Origin of the sequence: Sphingobacterium sp. UME9 (assembly GCF_014170215.1) — a bacterium.
In the GTDB taxonomy this organism is placed as follows: Bacteria; Bacteroidota; Bacteroidia; order Sphingobacteriales; family Sphingobacteriaceae; genus Sphingobacterium; species Sphingobacterium paramultivorum.
The window spans coordinates 48,279-72,496 of record NZ_LZZP01000010.1 but is presented as its reverse complement, the minus strand read 5'-3'; the positions used below and the strand labels follow the sequence as shown (position 1 = coordinate 72,496).

15 protein-coding genes and 1 tRNA gene are annotated in these 24,218 nt (G+C 39.6%); 8 read left to right on the top strand and 8 right to left on the bottom strand.

Going from position 1 to position 24,218, the window contains the following annotated elements:
* Nucleotides 1–9: 9 nt before the first annotated feature.
* From A9970_RS15645 to purD, 3 genes are all read right to left on the bottom strand, one after another.
* Nucleotides 10–1,461, bottom strand: coding sequence for an IPT/TIG domain-containing protein (locus A9970_RS15645; RefSeq protein WP_220801627.1), 1,452 nt, complete (start codon nt 1,459–1,461; stop codon nt 10–12).
* A gap of 741 nt (nt 1,462–2,202) precedes the next feature.
* Nucleotides 2,203–2,274: transfer RNA gene (locus A9970_RS15640), tRNA-Glu, on the bottom strand.
* An 87-nt stretch (nt 2,275–2,361) separates the two neighbouring features.
* Nucleotides 2,362–3,636 carry a phosphoribosylamine--glycine ligase gene (gene purD, locus A9970_RS15635; RefSeq protein ID WP_120335670.1) on the bottom strand — a complete coding sequence of 425 codons (1,275 nt, stop codon included), beginning with the start codon at nt 3,634–3,636 and terminating at the stop codon, nt 2,362–2,364.
* 123 nt (nt 3,637–3,759) lie between these two features.
* Here purD and A9970_RS15630 point away from each other — a divergent pair, with 123 nt between their 5' ends.
* The 7 genes from A9970_RS15630 (at nt 3,760) to idi (ending at nt 12,266) form a co-directional block, all read left to right on the top strand.
* Nucleotides 3,760–6,444 carry a carboxypeptidase-like regulatory domain-containing protein gene (locus A9970_RS15630; protein ID WP_182982952.1) on the top strand — a complete coding sequence of 895 codons (2,685 nt, stop codon included), beginning with the start codon at nt 3,760–3,762 and terminating at the stop codon, nt 6,442–6,444.
* A gap of 36 nt (nt 6,445–6,480) precedes the next feature.
* Entirely contained in the window at nt 6,481–7,245 is a 765-nt protein-coding gene (locus A9970_RS15625; protein WP_159730038.1) for an enoyl-CoA hydratase/isomerase family protein, read from the top strand.
* A 17-nt stretch (nt 7,246–7,262) separates the two neighbouring features.
* Nucleotides 7,263–7,946, top strand: a complete 684-nt coding sequence (locus tag A9970_RS15620; protein WP_182982951.1) for a hypothetical protein — start codon at nt 7,263–7,265, stop codon at nt 7,944–7,946.
* A gap of 32 nt (nt 7,947–7,978) precedes the next feature.
* The gene (locus A9970_RS15615) at nt 7,979–9,715 is read left to right on the top strand and encodes a phospho-sugar mutase (RefSeq protein WP_182982950.1); all 1,737 of its coding nucleotides are present in this window, start codon (nt 7,979–7,981) and stop codon (nt 9,713–9,715) included.
* The gene (locus A9970_RS15610; RefSeq protein WP_075990475.1) at nt 9,715–10,257 is read left to right on the top strand and encodes an NUDIX hydrolase; all 543 of its coding nucleotides are present in this window, start codon (nt 9,715–9,717) and stop codon (nt 10,255–10,257) included. The genes A9970_RS15615 and A9970_RS15610 overlap by 1 nt, the downstream gene beginning before the upstream one ends.
* Nucleotides 10,258–10,336: 79 nt before the next feature.
* Nucleotides 10,337–11,650: a nicotinamide mononucleotide adenylyltransferase gene (locus A9970_RS15605; protein ID WP_182982949.1), complete on the top strand. Its 1,314-nt coding sequence runs from the start codon at nt 10,337–10,339 to the stop codon at nt 11,648–11,650.
* Nucleotides 11,651–11,726: 76 nt separating this feature from the next.
* The gene (idi, locus tag A9970_RS15600; protein ID WP_159730030.1) at nt 11,727–12,266 is read left to right on the top strand and encodes an isopentenyl-diphosphate Delta-isomerase; all 540 of its coding nucleotides are present in this window, start codon (nt 11,727–11,729) and stop codon (nt 12,264–12,266) included.
* 75 nt (nt 12,267–12,341) lie between these two features.
* Here idi and A9970_RS15595 read toward each other — a convergent pair whose 3' ends face one another.
* The 3 genes from A9970_RS15595 to gcvP form a co-directional block, all read right to left on the bottom strand.
* Nucleotides 12,342–13,169, bottom strand: coding sequence for an N-acetylmuramoyl-L-alanine amidase (locus A9970_RS15595; RefSeq protein WP_075990472.1), 828 nt, complete (start codon nt 13,167–13,169; stop codon nt 12,342–12,344).
* Between the two features lie 208 nt (nt 13,170–13,377).
* Nucleotides 13,378–14,034, bottom strand: coding sequence for a hypothetical protein (locus tag A9970_RS15590; protein WP_182982948.1), 657 nt, complete (start codon nt 14,032–14,034; stop codon nt 13,378–13,380).
* 211 nt (nt 14,035–14,245) lie between these two features.
* A complete protein-coding gene (gene gcvP, locus A9970_RS15585) occupies nt 14,246–17,119 on the bottom strand; it encodes an aminomethyl-transferring glycine dehydrogenase (protein WP_182982947.1) in 2,874 nt (957 codons plus the stop codon).
* Between the two features lie 575 nt (nt 17,120–17,694).
* On the opposite strand from gcvP, the gene ctlX reads away from it, so the two are divergent.
* Nucleotides 17,695–18,645 carry a citrulline utilization hydrolase CtlX gene (ctlX, locus tag A9970_RS15580; RefSeq protein WP_153845317.1) on the top strand — a complete coding sequence of 317 codons (951 nt, stop codon included), beginning with the start codon at nt 17,695–17,697 and terminating at the stop codon, nt 18,643–18,645.
* 158 nt (nt 18,646–18,803) lie between these two features.
* Here ctlX and A9970_RS15575 read toward each other — a convergent pair whose 3' ends face one another.
* Together A9970_RS15575 and bshC are read right to left on the bottom strand one after the other, a co-directional pair.
* Nucleotides 18,804–21,989: a TonB-dependent receptor gene (locus A9970_RS15575; RefSeq protein ID WP_182982946.1), complete on the bottom strand. Its 3,186-nt coding sequence runs from the start codon at nt 21,987–21,989 to the stop codon at nt 18,804–18,806.
* 297 nt (nt 21,990–22,286) lie between these two features.
* A complete protein-coding gene (gene bshC / locus A9970_RS15570) occupies nt 22,287–23,876 on the bottom strand; it encodes a bacillithiol biosynthesis cysteine-adding enzyme BshC (RefSeq protein ID WP_182982945.1) in 1,590 nt (529 codons plus the stop codon).
* Nucleotides 23,877–24,218: the final 342 nt, after the last annotated feature.

Sequence of the window (24,218 nt, the reverse complement as noted above, 5' to 3'; positions counted from 1 at the left end):
TTTCTCAGGTTAATCTTGGTTATTTTCATCCATTTCTTCAAATGCTATTTTGCGGATTCGCCTATTCTCGCGGTCGCCAATATAAAAAGCTCCTTCTTTCTCATTGTAAGCGATACCCGACGGACGGTCAAATCTTGCTTCCTCTCTCAAATCACCATTGACGTAACCATATGGATTTGCATTTAAACTTGAACTGCCACGACCAGCAAAAGTAGTTACAGCCCCCTCCGGTGTAAGCACACGGATCGCATGATTATTAAGATCTGTAAAATAAAAGTCATACTGATCTGGCTTACCTGTTTCTGCATAGGCTTGATTTTTCACAAACACCCCCTGGTAAGGCTGATTGACGCGAGCGGAGGAACCGACACCATCTTTGTATCCCGATTCTCTGACTTTTCCACAAACAAGATAAGGCTGGTTAAAACGCTTCTTTTCCCAATTATAATCGGCACGCATAATGTAGCCCTGGTTGATAACCAAGATATAAGCATAGTTTCCACTTGGATGAATCAACGCCCGGTACTCCCATTCCGGATCCTGAATGACATATAGAAACTCTGCCTTAGTCGTTTTATCTGTGAAATATTGATTTAAGTCGAAACGGTAAAACTCGCCCTTCGCGTAGCTATTAAAGTACATTTCACCATTGACCGGATGAACAGATGCTCCGTTACATTGTCTACTTCTTGTCAATACCTCTTTATCCAGGAAATTCCTAGCACGCGAAAATAACAAAGTGGATTCATCATTTTCTCCCCCACGATCCTGGGCCACAATCATATAGTTACCATCCAAAGAAAAGTCAAGGCTCCGTGGACGATCGAAATCCGAACGTTTTTTAGTAATTGTGCTATCCTCAAAATTAACTAGATAAAGTCCATTGTTACCATCGAAGGTCATCCAAAGGTGTTTCGGATTTAAAGGATCAAACTTCATAAAAGAAGAAAGCCAAAAACCACTTGCCATCTGATTTTGGTCCGCATCTTTAAACTTTCCATCTTTCCAAGGCTCATCGCCACGAGCATTTCTATAACCAGCCAAGGTTGATACAACAAGCTTACGCCGATAATCAAAATTTGATTCTGCCTTTCCGATGATAGGTCTTGTCTCCCCCCCAACACGCACCTCAATATCACCTTTGAAGGCCTGTTTTGGCACAAGACAGTAAAGTGATTCCCCCAAAGCATTAATGACGACAGCCTTCTTCCCGCCGATAAAAACGGCTACATTTTTTGGATCGTTTCCAAAGTTTTTTCCATAGATCACAAGCCGTTGCCCCATCCCCCCTGATTTTGGAGTGAAGTCCGAGACAACCACAGGTTTAGAAGGATCAAACGGCACACCTTCCGGAATGCTGCCAAGATTGTCATTCTTACAGCTCCCAATACCCAAAATAAGCACCATAATGGGCCAAATCACCCGATTTAGAAGCCAACTATTAGTCGCTATTTGTTTCATTCTCATAAGGTTTTTTTAATTGGTTAGAATTTATTCTATAAACATTACTATATCATCACCAACGAATCCCAGACTTATTGATTTTGTGATATATCCATTAAAATTGCGTCAGCATAACAGCTATTTTAGGAGGTAATTTTAGGACGAACGGATCGATGCCCGCCCTATTATTAGGCGAACGCTTTGTTTTAATTTCCACATAATTGGTTATTTTTATTTAAAGCTAAATGGTATTAGCTATCTTAAGCTAAAAAAAAGACTTTATGACAATTGCTTCAAAGTCTTCCGGTTTTCAAAATTACTTTTCTACTTATTTTCTATTTTAAACTCACAATAGCTATCGACCTTAATCCTTTTTCATTTCGACGATTTGTCTACTCTTCTTTTTACCGAGAAAATGAATGGATAAATTCTATCTTGACTTTCTAAATGCTTCTCTAAGGTTTTCTTTCTATAATTGATTACTCAAATTTAGGGATTGTAAAGATTCTGATACTATAGAATTATCTCAATAAACTGCTTATTTGTATCACAGCAAATAAAGATGACCACATATTTGCGTACACGCCACTTCTCAGATATTATTTTGAAAAAAGGTTAGCATGTGAAAAGCATTTTGCTTTGGCTGACTGGAGAATTAGCCAGCTATTCGGAGATCTTATGGATCAAGCCGCATTATTTGCTGCTCGCTTGGGTTCAAACAAAAAAACCTGCAAAAATATTTGCAGGTTTTATCTTTTGTAGCCCGTAGGGGAATCGAACCCCTGTTTCAAGAATGAAAATCTTGCGTCCTAACCCCTAGACGAACGGGCCTTTTATGCAACTCCAATAACATTGTTGTTTTTGGAGTTGCAAATATAGATCTTAAAATCAGTATTCCAAAAAAAAATTAAATATTTTTTAAATAAGGTCGAAACCGATATCTCTTCTGAAGTATTTCCCTTCAAAATATATCCTTCCAGCATCTGCAGTTGCCTGTTGAAGGGCTTCAAACAGCGTATCTTGCAATGTGGTAACAGCAATTACACGTCCGCCTGCAGTAACAATTTTACCATCCACCTCCTTCGTTCCTGCTTGAAATACGATGGATTCTTTAACATTTTCAATATTGGCGATCTCTTTTCCCGACTCGTAATCTCCAGGATAACCTCCCGCAACCAACATGACCGTTACGGCTGTTTTAGGAGATACCGTATACGAACGTTGATCCAAATTGCCTTGTGCAACACCTTCCAGTAAATCCAATAGATCCGATTCAATACGTGGCAATACGGATTCAGTCTCCGGATCCCCCATACGAACATTATACTCGATGACATAAGGTTCCCCTTCCACATTCATCAAACCGATAAAAATAAATCCTTTATACGGAATACCATCTTTTTTAAGTCCTTCAACTGTCGGTCTGATAATACGCTCTTCTACTTTATTTAAAAATGTCTCATCGGCAAAAGGAACCGGAGATATCGATCCCATACCACCCGTGTTTAGGCCTGTATCACCTTCCCCAATACGTTTATAATCTTTTGCAGAAGGAAGCACTTTATATGAATTACCATCTGTCAAAACAAAAACAGACAATTCAATTCCTTTTAAGAATTCTTCAACAACCACAACTCGGCTAGCTTCTCCAAACTTTGAATCTGCAATCATCGCTTTTAGCTCAGCTTTAGCATCTTCCAGCGTCTCACAGATCAACACTCCTTTGCCTGCAGCTAAACCATCAGCCTTAAGCACAATCGGCAATTTTTGCGTTTCAAGGTAAGCCAATCCATCTTCCAACGATGTTGCATCAAACGATCTTGAAGCGGCCGTAGGTACGCCATGGCGATCCATAAATTGCTTTGAAAAATCTTTTGAGCCCTCCAATTGAGCCCCCTCCTGTTGTGGCCCTATTACCGGGATATTTTTTAAATCTTCCCGATTTAAAAAATAATCATGAATACCTTTTACCAAAGGCTCTTCGGGACCGACGAGCACCATTTGCACGTTATTCTCCAAAACGAAGGAAGCAATAGCAGCAAAGTCAGTAACTTTAATATTTACATTCTGACCATACGCACCTGTTCCAGCATTTCCTGGAGCAATAAACAATTGATCTAAACGTGGACTTTTCGACAACTTATAGGCGAAGGCGGATTCACGACCTCCTGAACCGATTATTAGGATATTCATAACACAAAGATATTTTTTTTATGCTAATTTTAAGGTATCAGATCGTTTAAAATGAGACTAATATTTTGATTTATAAATTGATTAAAGGAAAATATTTTCTAATTTTCATAAAACATTAGTCATATGTACGCTAAATTACTGCTGTTAGTAAATTGCCTCCTATTCGCTTTGTTGGCGTCGGCCCAAATCGATCAGACGTTGCAGAAACTGGATACTTACCATGCACAGCACATCAGGGAAAAAATCTATCTCCATTTGGACAAAAATGATTATTCGGCTGGAGAAACCATCTGGTTTAAACTATACTGCACCACCGCCCCTTTTAATTATTTGAGCAACATTAGTAAAATTGCTAATGTAGAATTGATTTCTCCAACCAATAAGATCATTAAAAGTATCAAAATTCCAATTACACTCGGTCTAAGTATAGGCGACTTCAATCTGCCGGACACCTTGGAAGAAGGCTCCTACCGCGTTAGATCATTTACCAGATGGATGCAAAATGACTCTGTAGCCAATTTCTATGAACGCGTTATTCCGATCACAAATGGCCGATCCGATAATATCATGACGAGAAGTGAATTGGTCAAAAACGGAACAGAAAACGTGTTCCAGATTAATCTCAAAACCATTCAGGGAGCCCCGCTGATTAATAACAGCATCAGTTATACCCTACAACCGAACAACAATAAAGAAAAATCCGGCCGATTAAAATCGAATGATAATGGAACAATAGCTTTGGAATTGAAAGATGACTTTAAAGGCGGAACACTGTCTCTACAATTTCTTTCTTTGGATAAAAGACGTATTCTCAAAAGTTTTATTATCCCCGATCCAAACAGCCAAAATAGCATTCAAATTTTTCCCGAAAGTGGCGAACTGATCAACAACATATTATCCAAAACAGGGTTCAAAATCCTTACTCCTGCTGGATTGGGAAAAAAAGCGAAAATAACCGTGGTGGAAGAAAATCAAACGACTATTGCAGACTTTGAAACAAATTCACTGGGTATGGGAAGTATCCCACTCGTCTTACAGACGGGAAAAAAATACGTCGCTACAGCCCTTTTCGAAGATGGGTCTTCAACAAGTGCTTCTTTACCCCCTGTACAAAATTCCGGATATGTTCTAACAGTAAATTCAGTACTAAAGGATAAGATTGCAGCACAACTTTCCGCTACTGCAGACTTGGTCAATGGCAAAGATATTTATCTGGTCGCCCAATACAATGGCCTTGTACTTCATGCCGCTAAGCAGAAATTAAATGGAACGGAGATCCTATTCAATATCCCTAAAAAAAACCTACCTTCTGGAGTTTTACAATTATCCATCTTAACAGAACAAATGGTTCCTATAGCAGAAAGATTGGTGTTTAATTACAATACGACATCGACCTTACTTCCTGTCTCCGTAGAACTCAACAAATCCAGCTTCACAACACGCGATAAAGTGATGGCAAATCTTTCCGTCAAATATGACGATAGTGACACCACTAGGTTTGCTGCGCTCTCCGCATCAGTGGTAAACCTCAGCAAGGTTGATTCCACGACAGATCGCTATTATTCATCTATTGTCTCGGAGCTACTATTGAAATCTGATCTTCGCGGCTTTATTGAACGCCCCAATTATTACTTTGAGGATTTAACAAACATTAAACTGACTGAACTGGACAATCTTATGTTGATCCAAGGTTGGCGAAAGTTGGACTGGAAGAATTACACCAGTACATCAACAACTTCGTTCCTTCCTGAAAAAGGACTTACCATAGCTGGGACAATCAAGAAAACGGCCCGAAAGGCTGTGGTTCCAAATGCCAAAGTAACGCTGATACCGACGAGCAATATGTTGCTGAGTGTAGATACGCTGACAGACAATAATGGCCGATTTTCATTTGACGAACTTTTATTTGCAGACAGTGTCAAGTTTATTGTGACAGGTGATGGCCCTAAGGAGAAAAAAAGAGTTGATATTGTTATAGACAACCCGCTCACCCCCCTTCCAAATACGAGTAAAGATCAACCCTTGCTGGTTAACGACATCAATACCACGCTGCTTACACAACTGAAAAATAGCCAACAATTCCTTGGCGAATTGGAAGCTGCGGGCATAATCCAAAAGAGCATTCGGTTGGAAGAGGTACAGGTCAATAGAGTAAGAACAAATAAAGCTGACAAGAACTCCAGAAACCTCAATGGACCAGGAAATGCCGATCAGGTCATTTCGGCCGAAGACCTTTCCACTTGTACGACACTGGAGCAGTGTCTTGCGGGTCGATTAGTTGGTGTCATGTTTCGAAATGGTGTCCCTTACAGCACAAGATCCATGGGGTTAAATGGCGGAAGTCCCATGCAAATTGTTCTTGATGGGATGTATATTGAAGCTGATCAAATTGATATGATCAATGTCGCCGATATTGCTAGTATTGAGGTTCTCCGTAGCATAGGCAACACGGCCATATACGGCAGCTACGGAGGCAACGGTGTTATCGTTATTACCAGTAAATCGGGAGATGCCATCTCCTCATCTTATACCCCTACAGGAATTCTAACGATCACGCCAAAAGGGCTATATGTACCCCGAACCTTTTTCAAGCCCCAATATGATGCAACAATCCAACATAAGCTTACACGCGATCTACGGACAACAATCGCATGGGAACCAAATCTGATTACGCAGAAAGAAGGAAAAACACATTTCGATTTCTTTACCTCTGACGAACCTGGGACTTACAAACTCACCGTTGAGGGAATAAGCATGGATGGAAAAATTGCTCATCTTGAGTATTTAATAGAGGTAAAACCACAATAGCAGTGCAAACAAATCGTTAAATTTAAAGACAAGGTTATGGAACATATTAAAACCAAAATAGAAGATCATATTTTAAGTATTTTCCTCGACAGGGGAAAGTCAAATGCCATCGACACACAGCTATTGAAGGAACTGATAGACACTTTAGAATCTTCCCAGCAAAATGAAGCCATTTATGGTGCAATATTGATTGGCAAGGAAAACTTTTTTAGCGCAGGACTCGATCTAATTACCTTATTCCAATACGATGAAGAACAGATTCGGGAATTCTGGAATTTATTCTTGGAGGCGACATCGTTACTGGCCGCTTTTCCAAAACCAATAGTTGCCGCAATATCTGGTCATAGCCCTGCTGGGGGCTGCGTACTGGCGCTATGCTGCGATTATCGCATTATGGCCGAAGGGAATTTTGTGATTGGCCTTAACGAGATTCCAGTCGGATTAATCGTCCCCGAAAGTATATTTCAGCTTTACGCATTTTGGATCGGAAAACGGAATGCTTATCAGAATTTGCTCGAAGGTAAATTGCTTTCTCCTGTAGATGCAAAAACACAGGGTCTTATCGATGACATTGTTCCCGCTAATATACTCTTCAATACCGCAACAAAAAAAATAAAACAGATCACGCAGTTCAACCAAAAGACCTGGCAGACATCCAAATTGAACTTCCGAAAGGAAATAATCCTTAAATTGCGCGAGAATAGAGAAGAGACAATCCAGCGCATCCTCGAACAATGGTGGCTTCCGTCAACGCGCTCTATTCTAAAGTCAATCATTGAAAACTTGACTTCAAAGAAGTAATATTAAACAAAATCATCATGAGAAATCTCTTTTTCTTTATTCTTATTTGTCTCACTGCAAGCACGATCTCCTGCAGAAATAGTAAAAAAGAAGATAAGGCTGTAAAAATCGTACAGGATTCAATTCCTGTGGATACCCTACAAAAACGTGACACGACTGAAAAGGAAGTAAAGAAAGAGAACTCCGAAACGCTGGAGGAGGTACTGGAGAAACTTGCCAAGGCATATTCAGAACAGGACAGTAAAACAATAAATTCCTATATACATCCCAAATTGGGAATTTATATTATTTATCGTCCGGGCGCGCTAGACTCTTATGTACACCAAAACAGTTTTAATTTTTCTAAACCCGTGCCAGAGTACCATTCTTATGAAAAGTTAACGTACAAGGGCCCATTGAAGGCCGGAAAACTACCTATTTTTGATTGTGGTACGATGAAGTGGGATAAAGCCGGATTCTATTATGATAAAAAGTCCCGCCCCAATGAATTATCTCAAACAGCAAAGTTCATGAATGAAATTCTTGACGCCAAAATTAATAACACTGAATTACAGCGACTAAGAAATATAGAATCCAGAAGTTATAGAGCCATTATGACCTCTAATGAACATGAAGAGCCCTTTGTTTTTCATGTGACAAAAGAGGGAGAAAAATGGTATATTACAGTCATAGACCGCGCTTATGCCGGATGTGATGCTTAATATGTTGTACATTTTAGCCAAACTTAACGATAATGAAAAATTTAGATAAAGACATACAAAAGAAAATCGAAGATTGGTTAACCCCAAGTTATGATGAAGGAACTCGAAAGGCAGTTCAGGATTTAATCGACAATAATGAGGAGACAGAACTTACAGATTCTTTTTACAAGGATCTTGAGTTTGGAACCGGTGGCTTAAGGGGCATTATGGGTGTCGGCTCCAATCGTATGAATAAGTATACAATCGGCAAAGCCACGCAAGGATTAGCCAACTATCTAAAGAAACAGTTCCCAGATCAGGAGATTAAAGTAGCGGTATCTTATGATAGCCGCAACAATTCGCAGGCTTTTGGCCAGCTGGTTGCGAACGTGTTTGCGGCCAACGGCATCAAGGTACATCTGTTCACCGCATTGCGCCCGACCCCAGTGTTGTCGTTTGCCATCCGTCATTTCGGCTGTCAGAGCGGTGTTATGCTAACGGCTTCACATAACCCAAAGGAATATAATGGCTATAAGGCTTACTGGAACGATGGCTGCCAGCTTACTGCACCTCATGATAAAAATGTAATCGATGAAGTAAATGCAATCAGTTCAGTTAGTGCTATTAAATTTGACGGGAATACGCAAAACATCATTCCTGTCGGGGAAGAAATCGATCAGCTCTATATCAATGCCAATAAAACGTTAAGTATTCATCCGGAAGCGGTAAGGGCTCAAAAAAACTTGAAAATTGTTTTTTCGCCGATACATGGCACTGGAATTACCATTGTTCCTAAAATGCTAGAAGCCTGGGGATTTGAAAATGTTTCAGTCGTTGCTGAACAGGCCACACCTGATGGCAACTTTCCAACGGTAATCTATCCAAACCCCGAAGAGGAAGATGCAATGGCCTTAGCAAAGAAAAAAGGGGAAGAAATTGATGCTGACCTTGTATTGGCGACAGATCCCGATGCCGATCGTGTAGGAATCGCCGTAAAAAATAATAAGGGACAGTTTCAACTACTCAATGGTAATCAGATCGGCAGTTTATTGATATACTATGTCCTCAGTGCAAAAAGTGAACTAAAACAATTCGGATCGAATCCATATATTGTAAAAACTATCGTAACCAGTAATTTACAAGCCGATATCGCAGATCACTATGGTGTAACGCATTATGAAACACTTACAGGCTTCAAATATATTGGTGAATTGATTACTAATCTAGGTGATTCAGCACAATATCTTGTGGGCGGCGAGGAAAGCTATGGTTTCTTGGTCGGCGATCTAGTGCGTGACAAGGACGCTCCAAACGCTTGTGCTTTCCTAGCCGAAATGACCGCCTATTTCAAAACAAAAGGAAAAACAGTTTACGAAGTTCTATTAGATATCTACAAAGAATTTGGCTGTTATCAAGAAAAGCTAATTTCCCTAACTAAAAAAGGAAAGGCTGGTGCCGAAGAAATTCAAGCCATGATGAATGGCTTACGTCATAATCTACCAACCATACTCGGTGGAATAAAAGTCAAAGAAATCAGGGACTATCAGCTTTCCCAAATCACAGATATGAGTACAGGGGAGCGAAGAGCGATCGCGTTACCTAAATCTGATGTGTTACAATTTATAACAGTAGATGGCGATGTGATTTCTGCTAGACCATCGGGAACGGAACCCAAGATTAAATTTTACTGTTCTGTAAAAGAAAGCTTAAAGGATACCGCTGATTATTTCGATGTGCAAACTATTTTGGAAGAGAAGGTTGACCGTATGATGAAAGATATTGTAAGCTAATGGAAAAATGGAAACTACTATCCTCTGAATATATCTGTAAAGAGCCTTGGGCCACACTGCGCAGAGATACCTGTGAGCTTCCGGATGGACGGATCAATGACCATTATTACGTACTGGAGTATCCAGATTGGGTAAATATGATCGGAATTACTGAGCAGAACGAACTTCTGGTCATTAAGCAATACCGCCATGGAGCAGGCATTATTTCATTGGAGATTCCCGCAGGGACAACAGAAGCAGGAGAAGACCCTAAAAATGCTGCTGTGCGTGAAATGCTTGAAGAAACAGGCTATCAATTTGATCAGATTGAAGAAATCGCCACGCTTTATGCCAACCCGGCGACAAGTGGCAATATTACCTATACCTACTTGATGACGGGGGGTAAAAAAGTTCAGGAACAGGCATTAGATGAACATGAAGAAATCGATGTTTATCGTATACCGCTTGAAGAAGCAAAAAGCATGTTGCTGGACAACAAATTCAGTCAGGCACTACATGCTAGTGCGCTATTCTATGCTTTCAACAAATTAGGCTTGTTATAAAACAAGCCTAATTTTATTCTGTTTTTTTCATTCATACTTTTAATTTTCACTAGCATGTTGATTTTTGTACCTTTGCATCATGGCAAGAGAAATTTTTGAAACCAAGCGAAAGGCCCTGAAAATAAATCTAAACCCAGAGATTTATGGAACCTTTGCAGAGATCGGTGCTGGACAGGAAGTCGCACGTAACTTTTTCAACGCAGGAGCAGCATCAGGCACAATTGCTAAAACAATGTCAGCTTACGACATGGCTTTCAGTGATGCGATTTATGGTGAAGAGGCTGATGGTCGATATGTCAGCAGAACACGTTTAAAGAAAATGCTCTCCCATGAATTCAATCTTCTTACCCAACGACTTCATGGCGATAAATACTGCAACAAAAAATTCTTTGCCTTTGCAGATACCGTAACAACCCTCAATTTCACCAAGACAAATGAACCTCACGGCTGGATCGGACTTCGCTTCCAACATGAAGTTGGAGGCCCGACAAATGATATCATTGTCCATGTAAGACTGCTAGACAGCGACAACCAATTGCAACAAAAAGTTCTAGGTATAATTGGTGTAAACCTATTATTTGCGGCTTATTATTACACAGATAATGTGCAGACCATGATCGAATCATTGGTCGATAACCTTTCTGTTGGTTCCGTTGAGATTGACCTGGTTAAATTAAACGGGCCTCTATTTGAAAACGTCAACCAACGCCTAATCAACTTATACCTGATTGCAAAAGGATTTGCTAAAGCCGCAATATTCCAGCCTGATGGTAAAGCGGTGCAAATCAAAGATTATCTGTACAAAAAGAACATTATTTTACTTCGTACCAAATACCGTCAGAAATCCCTTCCTAACTTTGATCTCTTCAATCTTGCCGTTGAACAGTTCAAAAAAAATACGGGTGCAACCGACACAGACACCATTGTATTAATTGAGGTCCTGATGGGAAATGTATTGGAAGATACGCATGAAATTACAGGTGAAGACCTGCAAGAATTTGCTTCTAGAGCTGACGAACTATGTGCGACAGGCAATAATATTATCGTTAGCAACTTTAGAAGAAATAATCATTTAGCAGAGTTTATAAGCAACTTTAAGCCTAAAAACATTGGAATTGCAACCAACGTTTACAATTTAAAGAACATTTTCAATTCAGATAATTATAATAAAGAGTTATACACCAATGAACTCCTTTCCTATATCTCGGGAATGTTCAATAAAAATGTGAAACTCTACGCATATCCTTATCTCTTGAAAAAAGAAAATAAGATTATTACGACGCACAATATGCCGGTTTCTGAAGAAGCCAAACCTTTATTTGAATTCTTAATTAAAAACGGATATATCATAGATATTGAAAATTACGATGAGAAATTTGTAAAAACCGTATAAGCAGATCGTCTCCAAAATTTTAATTTATTATATAGCCCAATTTTCTTAAATTGGGCTATATTTATTTTTGTGCCTTATGAAGCAAGAAAATGTAATACTGGTTGACAGCAATGACAGGATGATTGGCAGCATGGAGAAATATGAAGCCCATGAAAAGGGTTTATTGCACCGTGCTTTTAGTGTATTTTTGTTCAATGACCAAGATGAATTGCTCCTGCAACAAAGAGCATTAAGTAAATACCACTGTGGCGGACTTTGGACCAATAGCTGCTGCTCGCATCAGCGCCTGGAAGAAAGTAACGTAGGCGCCGCCAAAAGGCGCTTAATGGAAGAATTAGGGATTACAGCTACAGCTCTTCAAGATGTCTTCTCGTTCGTTTATAAAGCTCAATTTGACAACGGACTTACGGAGCATGAATTCGATTATGTCTTATTCGGAAAATTTAATGGGACTCCAGAAATTAACGAAGAAGAAGTTGCCGCAACAAAATACATGAATCAACGGGAAATTCAAAATGAAATACAACACTCACCCGAGCAGTTTACCCCCTGGTTCAAACTAATCTATCAACGTGCGTTTGATACTTACTTTAGTATATATAAAAACAAATTATAACAATCTTATACCGTGCAAAAAAAGATCCTGCCTTTTAAAAAGCAGGATCTTTTTTGTCTTTAGTTTAGCGAATCGCTATAAGAATTTTTTATAGATGGAATACAGAATTTTAAGATCATTCTCACTCATGAACGCCGTATTTACGTCCTGCTGAATGTAGTGAATCTTAAATGCTTTTATTGCCGCATCGAGATTACTTACATCGTAACCGATGATACGTAATGCCATTTTTGGGTTAAAGTCTGCTGGAGGCATCTCTAAATAGTCCTCATACCAAAAGCCGAATCCTTGATCAGCTAGTTTTTTCCATGGGAAACGTGACGGATCATTTTTTCGGGTTGGTGCCAAATCCATATGTCCAATAAAATTTGCCTGCGGGATTCTATAGGTCGTTTTTAAATAAGTCAACAACTGCGTCAAGGCGTTTATCTGGGCATCAGTCCAAGGATCAGTAGTCCCATTATTGTCGAGCTCAATGCCAATGGAAGAAGAATTGAGGTCCGTATCATTGCCCCATTTCCCCAAGCCCGCATGATGTGCACGATAGAGGTCATTGACCATCTGCACTACTTTTCCATCCCGACCAACCACGTAATGGGAGCTTACACCTGCTTTCGCGGAATGAAATGTACGGATGGTCTGTCCCAAAGAATCCTGTGCTGTATGATGAATGACAACAAAATTTGGTTTACGGATGCCAAAATTAATCGAGGCGATCCATTGTTGTTCTTTGACATTCACCTTCTCCAATTGACCGGTGACAGGCGATTGTTTATAGAGTTTTGAAAATTCTTTTGCTTGCTTCTTATATACCTTTTCAGTCTTCGCGTATTTCCCTCCCGCACAGGAAGCCAATAATGCTGTTGCGACACAAAGATTGATGGAAAATTTTAGTATCTTCATATTGAAATGTTTCAGCACAAACTAAGGCAAATTTGCCAACAAAAGCAAATTTATTAGCTTCGTCCTATAGTTCGACATAATTTCCAAATATCCTTTTCTTATACATTGCGGAACAAGGCCGCCTGCTTTTAAAAAAAGCCCAAACCAATGTTTGAGCCTTTCCCGTGTCAACTATGCATTTCCTGCTTAACTGAAATTACATTTTTTATTATTTTAATGCGCTTAGGTTCAATTTTGCCAAAAACCCTTTCAGCTCGTCGAGGCTATACCCATTCCCCCGAAGGGTAATTAGATAGCGGTCTTTCTCGAGATAACTTATTTCGGAGCTTTTTGCCATTGAGCCTTCCACTCCTTTGCTATCTGTTGTTTTTGCTCGTTTACCTTCAAATTCGCCAGTTTTTTCTATTTCAGTATCTGTAATTTTCTCTGAATCTACCATGAAGCCCATTTGCGCCAAACCCACGATTGCCGAAGCGGTCTCGCCCGCGCCATCAATGATATTGACTTTAATTTCCTTCTGGTTATCGACGGTATAAGTCGCCTCTCCAGATACAACTTCTGCCCCGTACATTGATCCGCCAGAATAGGAAATTCTTTTTAAACCATCTAAGCTTTCCGGTAAAAAAGCTTTCAACTCTTCCGAACTTAAAGGTTTCTCGGATTTAAGTTTGGCTTGAAGGTCTTCCAATTTTTTTGCTCCATCACTCAGATTACCCAAGTTGGATACTCCTTTAACCACATCCGAAATCCCAGTCTCTTTCTCCTTAGCATCTTCGCCGCCTTCACTGGATTTGCTGTTGCCGCAGCTCGCGACCAAAAGGCCCAGTCCTAAGAGAACAGGCATTACTTTCCATTGTCTTTTCATGATTATCAGTTTTAATTAAAACGCTAAAAAGAACAAAATAATATAATTAATCTAAATTTTAAAATCTGTTTGCATACGATCTTTAGACCTTAAAGCGCGACCTAAATTTCTATCTGTCACTTGTTTTACTCAGGTACTGCCGAATGGGACTGCGCTACACAAAAAAAGGCCTCTATACGAGTATAGAGGCCTTCCGTTATAACTACCGAGATTATGCTTCGGCGTATTCTTCAATTGAAGGGCACGAACAAATCAATATACGGTCACCTTGAGAGTCGTTCACACGACCTACTGAAGGCCAGAATTTACGTTCTCTTACATACTCCAATGGGTATGCGGCAGTTTGACGACTGTAAGGTCTGTCCCACTCATCTGCTGTTACAACCGAAGCTGTATGTGGTGCATGTTTCAGTACATTGTTAGCTTGGTCCACGTCTCCTGCTTCAACCGCAGCGATCTCTCCACGGATAGCAACTAATGCATCACAGAAACGATCCAATTCAGCCTTAGACTCCGATTCAGTAGGCTCAACCATCAATGTTCCTGCAACAGGGAAAGAAACCGTCGGTGCGTGGAAACCATAATCCATCAAACGTTTTGCAATATCTGCAACCTCTATACCAAAGTTTTTGAATCCACGGCAATCTAAGATCATTTCGTGTGCACAACGTCCGTTAGTACCTGAATAAAGTACCGGATACGCATTTTCTAAACGTGCTTTAATATAGTTTGCATTTAATATTGCTGTTCTTGTCGCATTTGTCAAGCCTTCACCACCCATCATTGAAATATAAGCATGGGAAATAAGCAAGATCGATGCTGAACCAAATGGAGCTGCAGAAACAGCAGAGATACCCTCTTCACCAGAAGTCGAAACCACTTCGTGGTTAGGTAAGAAAGGAACTAAGTGTTTCGCAACACCGATAGGTCCCATACCTGGACCTCCACCACCGTGAGGAATACAGAATGTTTTATGGAGGTTCAAGTGACAAACATCGGCACCAATATGCCCTGGGCTTGTCAATCCAACCTGTGCATTCATGTTCGCACCGTCCATATAAACCTGACCGCCGTTTGCATGAACAATTTCACAGACTTCAATGATTGACTCTTCAAATACACCATGTGTAGAAGGATAAGTCACCATCAGTGAGTTCAAGTTTGCTGCATGTTCAGTCGCTTTTGCTCTTAAATCTGGAATATCGATATTTCCTAATTCATCACATTTCACAACGACCACTTTTAAGCCAGCCATAGAAGCAGAAGCCGGGTTGGTTCCGTGTGCAGAAGCAGGGATCAAACAGATATTACGTCCATGATCACCACGACTCTCATGGTAAGCACGGATAACCATCAGACCAGCATACTCACCTTGTGCTCCTGAATTTGGTTGGAAACTCATCTTCGCAAAACCGGTAATTTCAGACAACCAATCGTTCAATTCACCGATCATTTGCATATATCCAGAAGTTTGATCTGTCGGAGCAAATGGATGCAAACCGCCAAATCTCGCCCAAGTAACTGGCACCATTTCAGCTGTAGCATTCAATTTCATCGTACATGAGCCCAATGGAATCATCGAGTGGCAAAGCGATAAATCTTTTGCTTCCAACGATTTGATATAGCGCAACATCTCATGCTCAGAATGATAGCTATTAAAGTTTGGATGTGTTAAGTAAGCAGAAGTACGTACTAAATCGGCAGGAATTGAAGAACCTAAATTCTCTTCTAATGCATCGAAATCTACGTCATTCAATGTTTTACCTTGAATTTTAGCAAATACTTTGACAATCGTTTTAATATCTTCGTATGTAGTTGTTTCGTCGATAGCAATTGAAACTTCCGAACCATTATAATAGAAGTTTAATTCGTTATTTAATGCTTCAGATTTCAAAGCACCAGCATGAGCACCTAAGCCTACACGTAGTGTATCAAAATAAGCTGCATTCAATTGCGTATAACCCAAGGACTGTAATGCTTGATCCAACAGATTGGCCAAAGCATTGATACGTGATGCTATATTTTTGATTCCTTCTGGGCCATGGTACACGGCATAGAAAGAAGCCATAATCGCTAAAAGAGCTTGTGCAGTACAAATGTTTGAAGAAGCTTTATCACGGCGGATATGTTGTTCACGAGTCTGCAAAGCCATACGCAATGCATACTTTCCATTTGAATCGGAAGTAACACCAATAATACGACCAGGGATATTACGCTTAAAGCTGTCGCGTGTCGCAAAATATGCTGCATGAGGACCACCAAAGCCCATCGGTACGCCAAAACGTTGTGAATTACCAACAACAACATCTGCACCCCATTCTCCTGGAGGCGTTAGCAATGCTAAACTCATCAAATCTGCCGCAGCACACACGGTAATATTTTTACTGTGAGCTGTAGCTGCAAATGATTTATAATCAACAATTGATCCATCAGCCGCCGGATATTGAACAAATGCAGCAAATACATCGTCTGTCAATTCTGATTCAGCAATAGACGCAATTTTAAGCTCGATACCAAAAGACAAGGCACGGGTCTTCAATACATCAACCGTCTGCGCATAGGCATTGTCCGACACCAAGAATACATTAGCATCTTTATTTTTCCGAGCTGAATAAAGCATAAACATGGCTTCAGCTGCAGCCGTAGCTTCATCTAACAAAGAAGCATTTGCAATTTCTAAACCTGTGAAGTCACAAATTACAGTCTGGAAGTTCAATAAAGCTTGTAACCTACCTTGTGCGATCTCCGCCTGATAAGGTGTATACTGCGTATACCATCCTGGGTTTTCAAATACATTTCGTTGAATTACGCCCGGAAGGATTACATCGTAGTAACCTTGACCAATAAAAGATTTAAAAACTTTATTTTTCTCAGCGATTTCCGCAATACGCTTTAAATAGGCTACCTCAGACAATGCTTTAGGAAGATTTAAAGGTTTTGGAGCACGAATTTGAGAAGGGACCGTTTGGTCAATAAGTTGGTCAATTGACGAAACGCCTAATTTAGCCAACATTTCATTCGCTTCAACTGGACTTGGGCCATTGTGGCGACTTTCGAATTTTTCTTGGAAGTGTATATTGCTCATGTGTGCAAAAAGTTAACGCTTATAGATAGTTAGCGACATAATAATTAGGCAATTAACTCTCTTATAAACAGTCGTTTTTTGGATGAGCAAAGATAGCAAAATAAATGACTGAAAACGAAGCAAAAAAGTGGATAAAAAGTCAGTTTTACTGAGCTACTGAAATGCAATCGATTGTCTTTGTCAATTAATTTTTGGAATAAACTCAAACATACAGATTGTTCATTATAAATATAACAAACAATACAACAATCGCTTGCTACAATTTTAAAAAAATACAGGGTTATCTGTTATTTCACCTACACATTTCTTTCATTACTTCACTATTCTTTTTTGCAATGCCAATGAATTTTCAATAAATTAGTATATGTACCAATTGTAAAGTGACTTCGAAATAACGATATACACTTTTTTGCTAAGAACAACTGATATCAAGGGTATTTTGCTATCAGGAATCTTAACAAAGAAAACATTATCCAGCTAGGGAAGCATCTCTTTTGACAAATGTAAATTATCACAAAAAACGAATATCATTTCTTTTTAACGAATATAAAACAGCGAAGTAACGATTATAAACCATGAGAAAACAGGTAACAGACAGCGTTCTTTTAGTAAGACCCTCTGTCTTCCGTAAAAATGAACAGACTGCGGTCAACAATTTCTTCCAAAAGGATATCGAAAATCTCAGTATAGAAGAAGTCAACAAAGAAGCGCAAGGAGAGTTTGACGCGCTAGTAAATGAATTGAAGTCACATGGAATTTTGGTGACTGTCATTCAGGACGACGAGAAATCAGAAAGCCCCGACAGTATATTCCCCAATAATATTGTCTCCTTTCATCAGGATGGAAAAATAATTTTCTATCCTATGTTTGCTCCCAATCGTCGAAAAGAACATTTATTGGATTTCGAAGGTCCATTGAAGCAAAACGGTTATTATGTAAAACTAACCAAGGATCTCAGTGAAGCCGAAAACAATAAGCAATATTTGGAGGGCACTGGCGCACTTGTCTTGGACCGCGCTCACCGTGTAGCCTACTGTGCCTTATCGGAAAGGGCAGACCGGGATATGCTCGACGAATACTGCAGGACTGAAAACTACACACCTGTTGTATTTCACGCCTTCCAAACTGTCAATGGAGAGCGGAGACCTATCTATCACACCAATGTGGTGCTAGCCGTAGGCGAAGACTTTGCCATCTTATGCCCACAGGCAATCGATAATCAGGCTGAGCTCCAAACCCTACTGAAGAGTCTAAAAGATACAGGCAAAGAGATCATTGAAATCAATGAGAACCAACTCGAATCTTTTGCAGCAAACTGCCTCCAGGTGAGAAATAAATATGGCAATCGTTTTATTGTCCTAAGCAATCAGGCTTTATCTTCATTGACTTTATACCAAACAGCGCAATTAGAAAAGCATGGTAAAATCATCCATCAAGACCTACATGTTATCGAGACATGTGGTGGTGGAAGTGTACGTCACATGATGGCTGAAGTTTTTCTTCCGAAAGAAAACATACTGAGCTAGCCCCAAGCATAATGATGCAGTTAGGCTGCTCTTTTTAAAATAAGCCTATTTTACCTAATCAGGCTTTTTAATAGACAAATAAAAATGCCCCTTGGAGCCATTGCTCTCAGGGGCATTATCTTTTCTAAAACAATCTAATTCCTATTTCTCCAGTCAATTTAGAACGAATACCTCAAACCTAATTGGAATTGGTAAGGATTCCCTGAAGGCGATACAATACCAGAGTTGTTCAATCTATAATTGAACTGTTGCTTAACAGGGTCGAATGCAGGAATTTCGGGATTTCCATTTGCTGCCGCTGTTTTTGATACAGCATACAACGATTGATTACCTAAAGATTCATTGACTCCCCAAGTTTTCTTAAAGAGATTCGCAACATTGAACACGTCTGCTGAAAGCTCTAAAGCATGTGTTTTGTAAAGGTTGAATTTTTTAGCTATTCTTAAATCAATCAAACCATAAAAGCTATTGATACCGCCATTTCTTTCGGCCATCTTACCTTCGTACTTTTTAATATAATCTTTCAGACTTTGACTGGCTTCACCATTCGCCAACAATGCATTCATGGCATCAGCCAAAGCCTTTGGTGTATTTGTACTATTGGGATCGAAAATAAAGGCTAAATCATTCGAATTGGATACAAAATCGCCATTGATATTACCTCCAGCAAGCAAGCTGTAGCGTGTTCCACCAATTCCCGAATAACGAACCCCTACACTGACACCATAAAATGTAGGTAGTGTACCATAAATAACAATTTTATTTCGGAATTGATTATTCGAATAACTCATCTTACTCAAATCTCTTGGATCATCTTTTACCGCCAGGGATAGGGTCGCTGTATTGGCAACATTTCCATTGTAGGATGTGTTATCTTTCGCATCGTTCCACGTGTAGCTTACAGAAATCGATCCGTCTTTGTAGTATTGATAACTCGCGTCCAATACAACTGCAAACTGATTTACTTTTCCCTCAGAGTTTAGTTCTAACACGCGTCCAAACTTATTGGAAATCCTTCCCTGTTTCCAATCTGGAACACCATTGACAATAGCCGTCGCCGGTACGAATACCCCACGATTATCTTCATTCGCCAATCTAAAGAACGGATCTTGAACCATATTACGATCAACATACATGTAGTTGTTGCGTCCTAGATTCATATATCCTGAAAGACTCGCTTTTAACTTTTCGGTAAAGAAATGCGTGTAAGATACATTGGCCTTGTACACCACTGGTATTTTCGCATCAGCTCCATAGGTGTTGATTGTTGGCACTTGAAATTGTGCCAGGGTTGGCGTTGTTGACGGATCATTTCTGTACCCCACAAAATTAGGTGTAGGCACATCGTTACCACGAACATCCACTGTCGCAAAATGCTTCCCATCAAAAGTTAAATTATTGATGGTCATATAATTATTAATATCAGATGCAAAGATACCTGCCCCTACACGGAAAAAATCTTTTCGCTCTTCATTCACATCCCAAGTCATCTGGAAACGAGGCTGTACAACAAAAGATTTCAACTTGTGATCTGTACGCACCCCCACTTCTTTCAGCAATTCTTCATTCAGTGGAGAGGTTGGATAATGACCATAATCCAATCGTAGTCCCGCAACCAAATCCAATCCTTTCGCTAATTTGGTCTGCAACTGTCCATACGCACCAGCATTAAATATCTTACCGATCACAGTTGGATCGGCCACCAAAGGGACCTCCCGGTAAAATGCATAAGGTTTTAGGTTTGCAAAATTTTGCAATGCCGTATTGTTCGCATCGTCCCTAAAATGAAAACGTCCGTTGACTTCACTTCCGTAAATCGAATTTGCATGTGTATACATCAAATCCACACCAAACGTGTAATTGATATTATCTGTACTGTAATAAAGGTTATTGACCAACTGTACGACATTATTCTTAAAGGACTCCTGTGCAAACCGGTGACCGCCTAATTGAATATTGGTCGACAAATTACTTCCGTCAATGGTAGAAACCACATTCTCTACAATGGCACGGGGAATATTTTGACTAGGCAACATATCTCCAGGACTACTTTTTTGAAAAGTATAAAGGTGTTGCAATTTAAGTTCATTGGTAAGCTTTGGGGAAATGGAAGTACGTAAAGTTGCTAAAAAACTGTTATCAATATTCTTGTCATTTCCGTATGATTCATATAAATTGATGGCGGTATTATCCTCTAGACCAAGCTTATTGAGGTCACTTGTAAAGTTATTCCGTATTGTCAATAAGTTCTTTTCATTGATCTGCCAATCTATACGACCAAATATGGCATCAGAATTTCGTTTCTTATCGAAAGAACCATATTGCCTATCATTACTCAATCCATATTTTTCACGTCCTATACGGATATACTCATCTAGGGTCGATTGTGTAACATTGAAACGCTTTTCATCTGCTGGCGAATTGATATCGGCGATAATCAAGGGGCGGGCATCGCGTTGATGATCCCAAGCTACAAAATAATGCAACTTGTCTTTAATGATGGGACCGCCTAATGTAAATCCATATTGATAAGTAGAGAAATCATTGCTTCGTTTATTTCCTCTAATATCGTATGGGCTAGACAACCAATCGGCCCTTGAATAAAGCCATGCGCTTCCGTGCGTTTGATTTGTTCCTTGTTTGGTTACCGCACTGACTGTTCCTCCTCCTGCTCTTCCATAAGTCACATCATATTGGTTGGTGACCACTTTAAATTCACGAACGGCTTCTATTGAAATGGAGAACGGAGCACCACTACGACTGGTTGTTGAACCTGCAGAAGTCGGGTTTTTGGCATTCATACCATCAATCGTAAAATTAGTAGAGGAACCCAACTGACCACCGATATTATCTCCTTTACTCAAAGGAGACAGGTCCATCAGCGAAGTAAAATTCCGACCGTTGACAGGCAATTTCGCAATATCCTTGGCTGTAACCGCTGTAGCAGCACCTAGATTTTCTATTTTGTTCTTTAGGGTACTTATTCCTGTTAATTCAACCGTTTCTAATACATTTGAAGTATTTTGGATAGGAATCTTCAGGCGGACCATATCGCCTTGATTTAAATTAAATCCCGAACGCACTTGTTCGCCATAGCCTATATAAGTTACTTTGATTGTGTAGGGGCCGCCTAAAGGCAACTCCTTAAAGTTGAAATCGCCATTTGCATTGGTCGAAGTCTTCGTTGTGAAACCCGTTGATTCATTACGTACTTCAATTGAAGCTCCGTGAACTCCTTTATCATTTTCGTCCGTAATCTTGCCGGAAAACCCGGCTTGGGTCGTTTGGGCGTACAAACCTGTTCCAAGCGCAATGGCACATGTTGTGAGTAAAAATTCTTTCATTTAGTTGTTGGTTGTGATAATGAAAGCAAAACTACACTGGAACTGTTAACAGGAGCTAAACGAAATATTATGAAATTATAAACAAAGCATTTTAAAATATATATTAATAAAAATGAAAGCGCTTTTGAAAAAAACAAGGCAATATCGGAACATGCAACAAAAGCATTTTAAATAGGGATAGAAATAGACCGTATCTGCAAAAAGTCTACATGATTCGTAAAAACCAACAGAAATGATCCGAACCGAAGGTCTTTCTTGCGAATAACATCACAAAAAAAGTCAGCCGAAGCTGACTTTCTAGTACAAAATTGTAAACTTAAAATCCAATGGATTAAAGTATTTGTAAAGATCCCTAAATAGGTTATCTCCGTATTTGACATAGAGTAACGCGAAATTTTCAGACCTTTCCTGTAGTCCTCCGCCAGGAAAGAGCTTTTCCTTCACATTATCAATATCCGTTAAAGCATGTTGATGATTTCGCTTTTCGGCTTTCATCAGCTTTTTCTCTAAATTATTGATCGCTTTTTTTAACCGCGCTTTTACGGCTTCGGTACTAGGACCCAAACTTGGATCTATTTTATGAGTTCGTAACCTTATCTTACCAAAAATAGCGTTCAGCTCCATCCATTCGTCATTGAGATTCAGACGTTCTTTAGTATGGCGTCGAACATATTCTTTTTTCAGCACTTCTGCCGGACGAAAGATACTCTTAAACGTTAGATCAACGCGAAATAATTTAGCCGCAATGTTGTCCTCTGTTATCATCGCTGAATTGCGAGGTATCAAAATTGGAAAATCTACCTGATATTGGTCAAAGTTAGACTTCAATTGCATCCAGTAGACCATTTCGGCGCCACCACCAATATAAGCAAGATTGGGAAGTATAATTTCTTGATACATCGGACGCATAACCACATTTGGACTGAAACGCTCTGGATAATGATCAATCTCATGTTCAAGCTCAGCCTTCGTAAAATAAATATTCTGGTGCAATACTTCGTATCGACCATCCGCAGCGAGCACCAAGCGCTCCCTAAAGTCATCCGTCAAATAAAAGAAATTAATCTCTCGAGCATGCACTTGGGTGGAGAAACCGTTTGATTCCAACTCTTCCGATCGCGCTGTTATTGCCTTAAAGCTTTTTTCAGATAAGATATCTTCCTTAATAATTGGCTTGAACAGTTCCTTCAATTCCCGGTCATCCGCATCGACGATCAAAAGACCGTAAGACTTAAACAACTCATTGACCATATACCGTGTTGCATCTGCTAATCGATCATGGTTCAAATAGGCTTCTTCCACAATTCGTGTAAGTTTAGTCGAATTTTCGGAAAGCCCTAAAATATTTGTGTACTGCTTCACAGCATCAACGATTGTTGCTGTATCCATTCGCCCGGTAGCAGAAACTGCAGGCGTATCCCAACTAATTTTCTTACCGAAGACTTTCGTATGGTTGATTTCTTCAAAATCATGATCTTCGGTCGCCATCCAATATACAGGAACAAAATTTTTATCGGGGTGTTTGCTCTTCAAATCTTCCGACAAACGTATTGCCGTCATGATTTTAAAAATAAAATACAAAGGTCCGGTAAAAATATTGAGCTGATGTCCCGTCGTGATGGTATAAGAATTCTGGTCGAGCAACAACTCTATATTGGCAGCTACAGCAGGAGAATCCTTTAATAGCTCGCCATATTGATTTTTAAGACGCTCAACAAGAATCTCCCGGTGTTCAAATTTCTTCTTTTCGTTCAATTGCTTTTCAAAACCAGCCCAAGTAGGCCAGTTTCCAACAAAAGATTTTAAGGCTTCATCATGCGCCAAATAAGCCAATAAAGTCTTAGAGAAGCTATTTGTTTCACTATATTCAATATAAGTTGCCTTCATCTGCAAATTTTATTAATTATTCTCTATTCTTAATTGATAACGAAAATCCCCCAAAGCAAGCTGACATGGCAGTCCATCTTTTTCGCTAAATAGAACCTATTTTCAATTTTAATCAGAAGGATGATTCACCATTAAACGACAGGCTTTCTTGAATCTGATTTTAAACGGCTATAGATTGTTTAAAATGGGGATTGTACGCTTACAAATGTATCTAGTTTGCGTCGACAAAATAGTGAATTTTCACAAAAAGCTTGTCCCGCTTTTAAATTATATCATTTTACTGACAATTGTCTAGAAACAAACGGGCCTCCTTTGAATAAAGGAGGCCCGTTTGTTTCTATT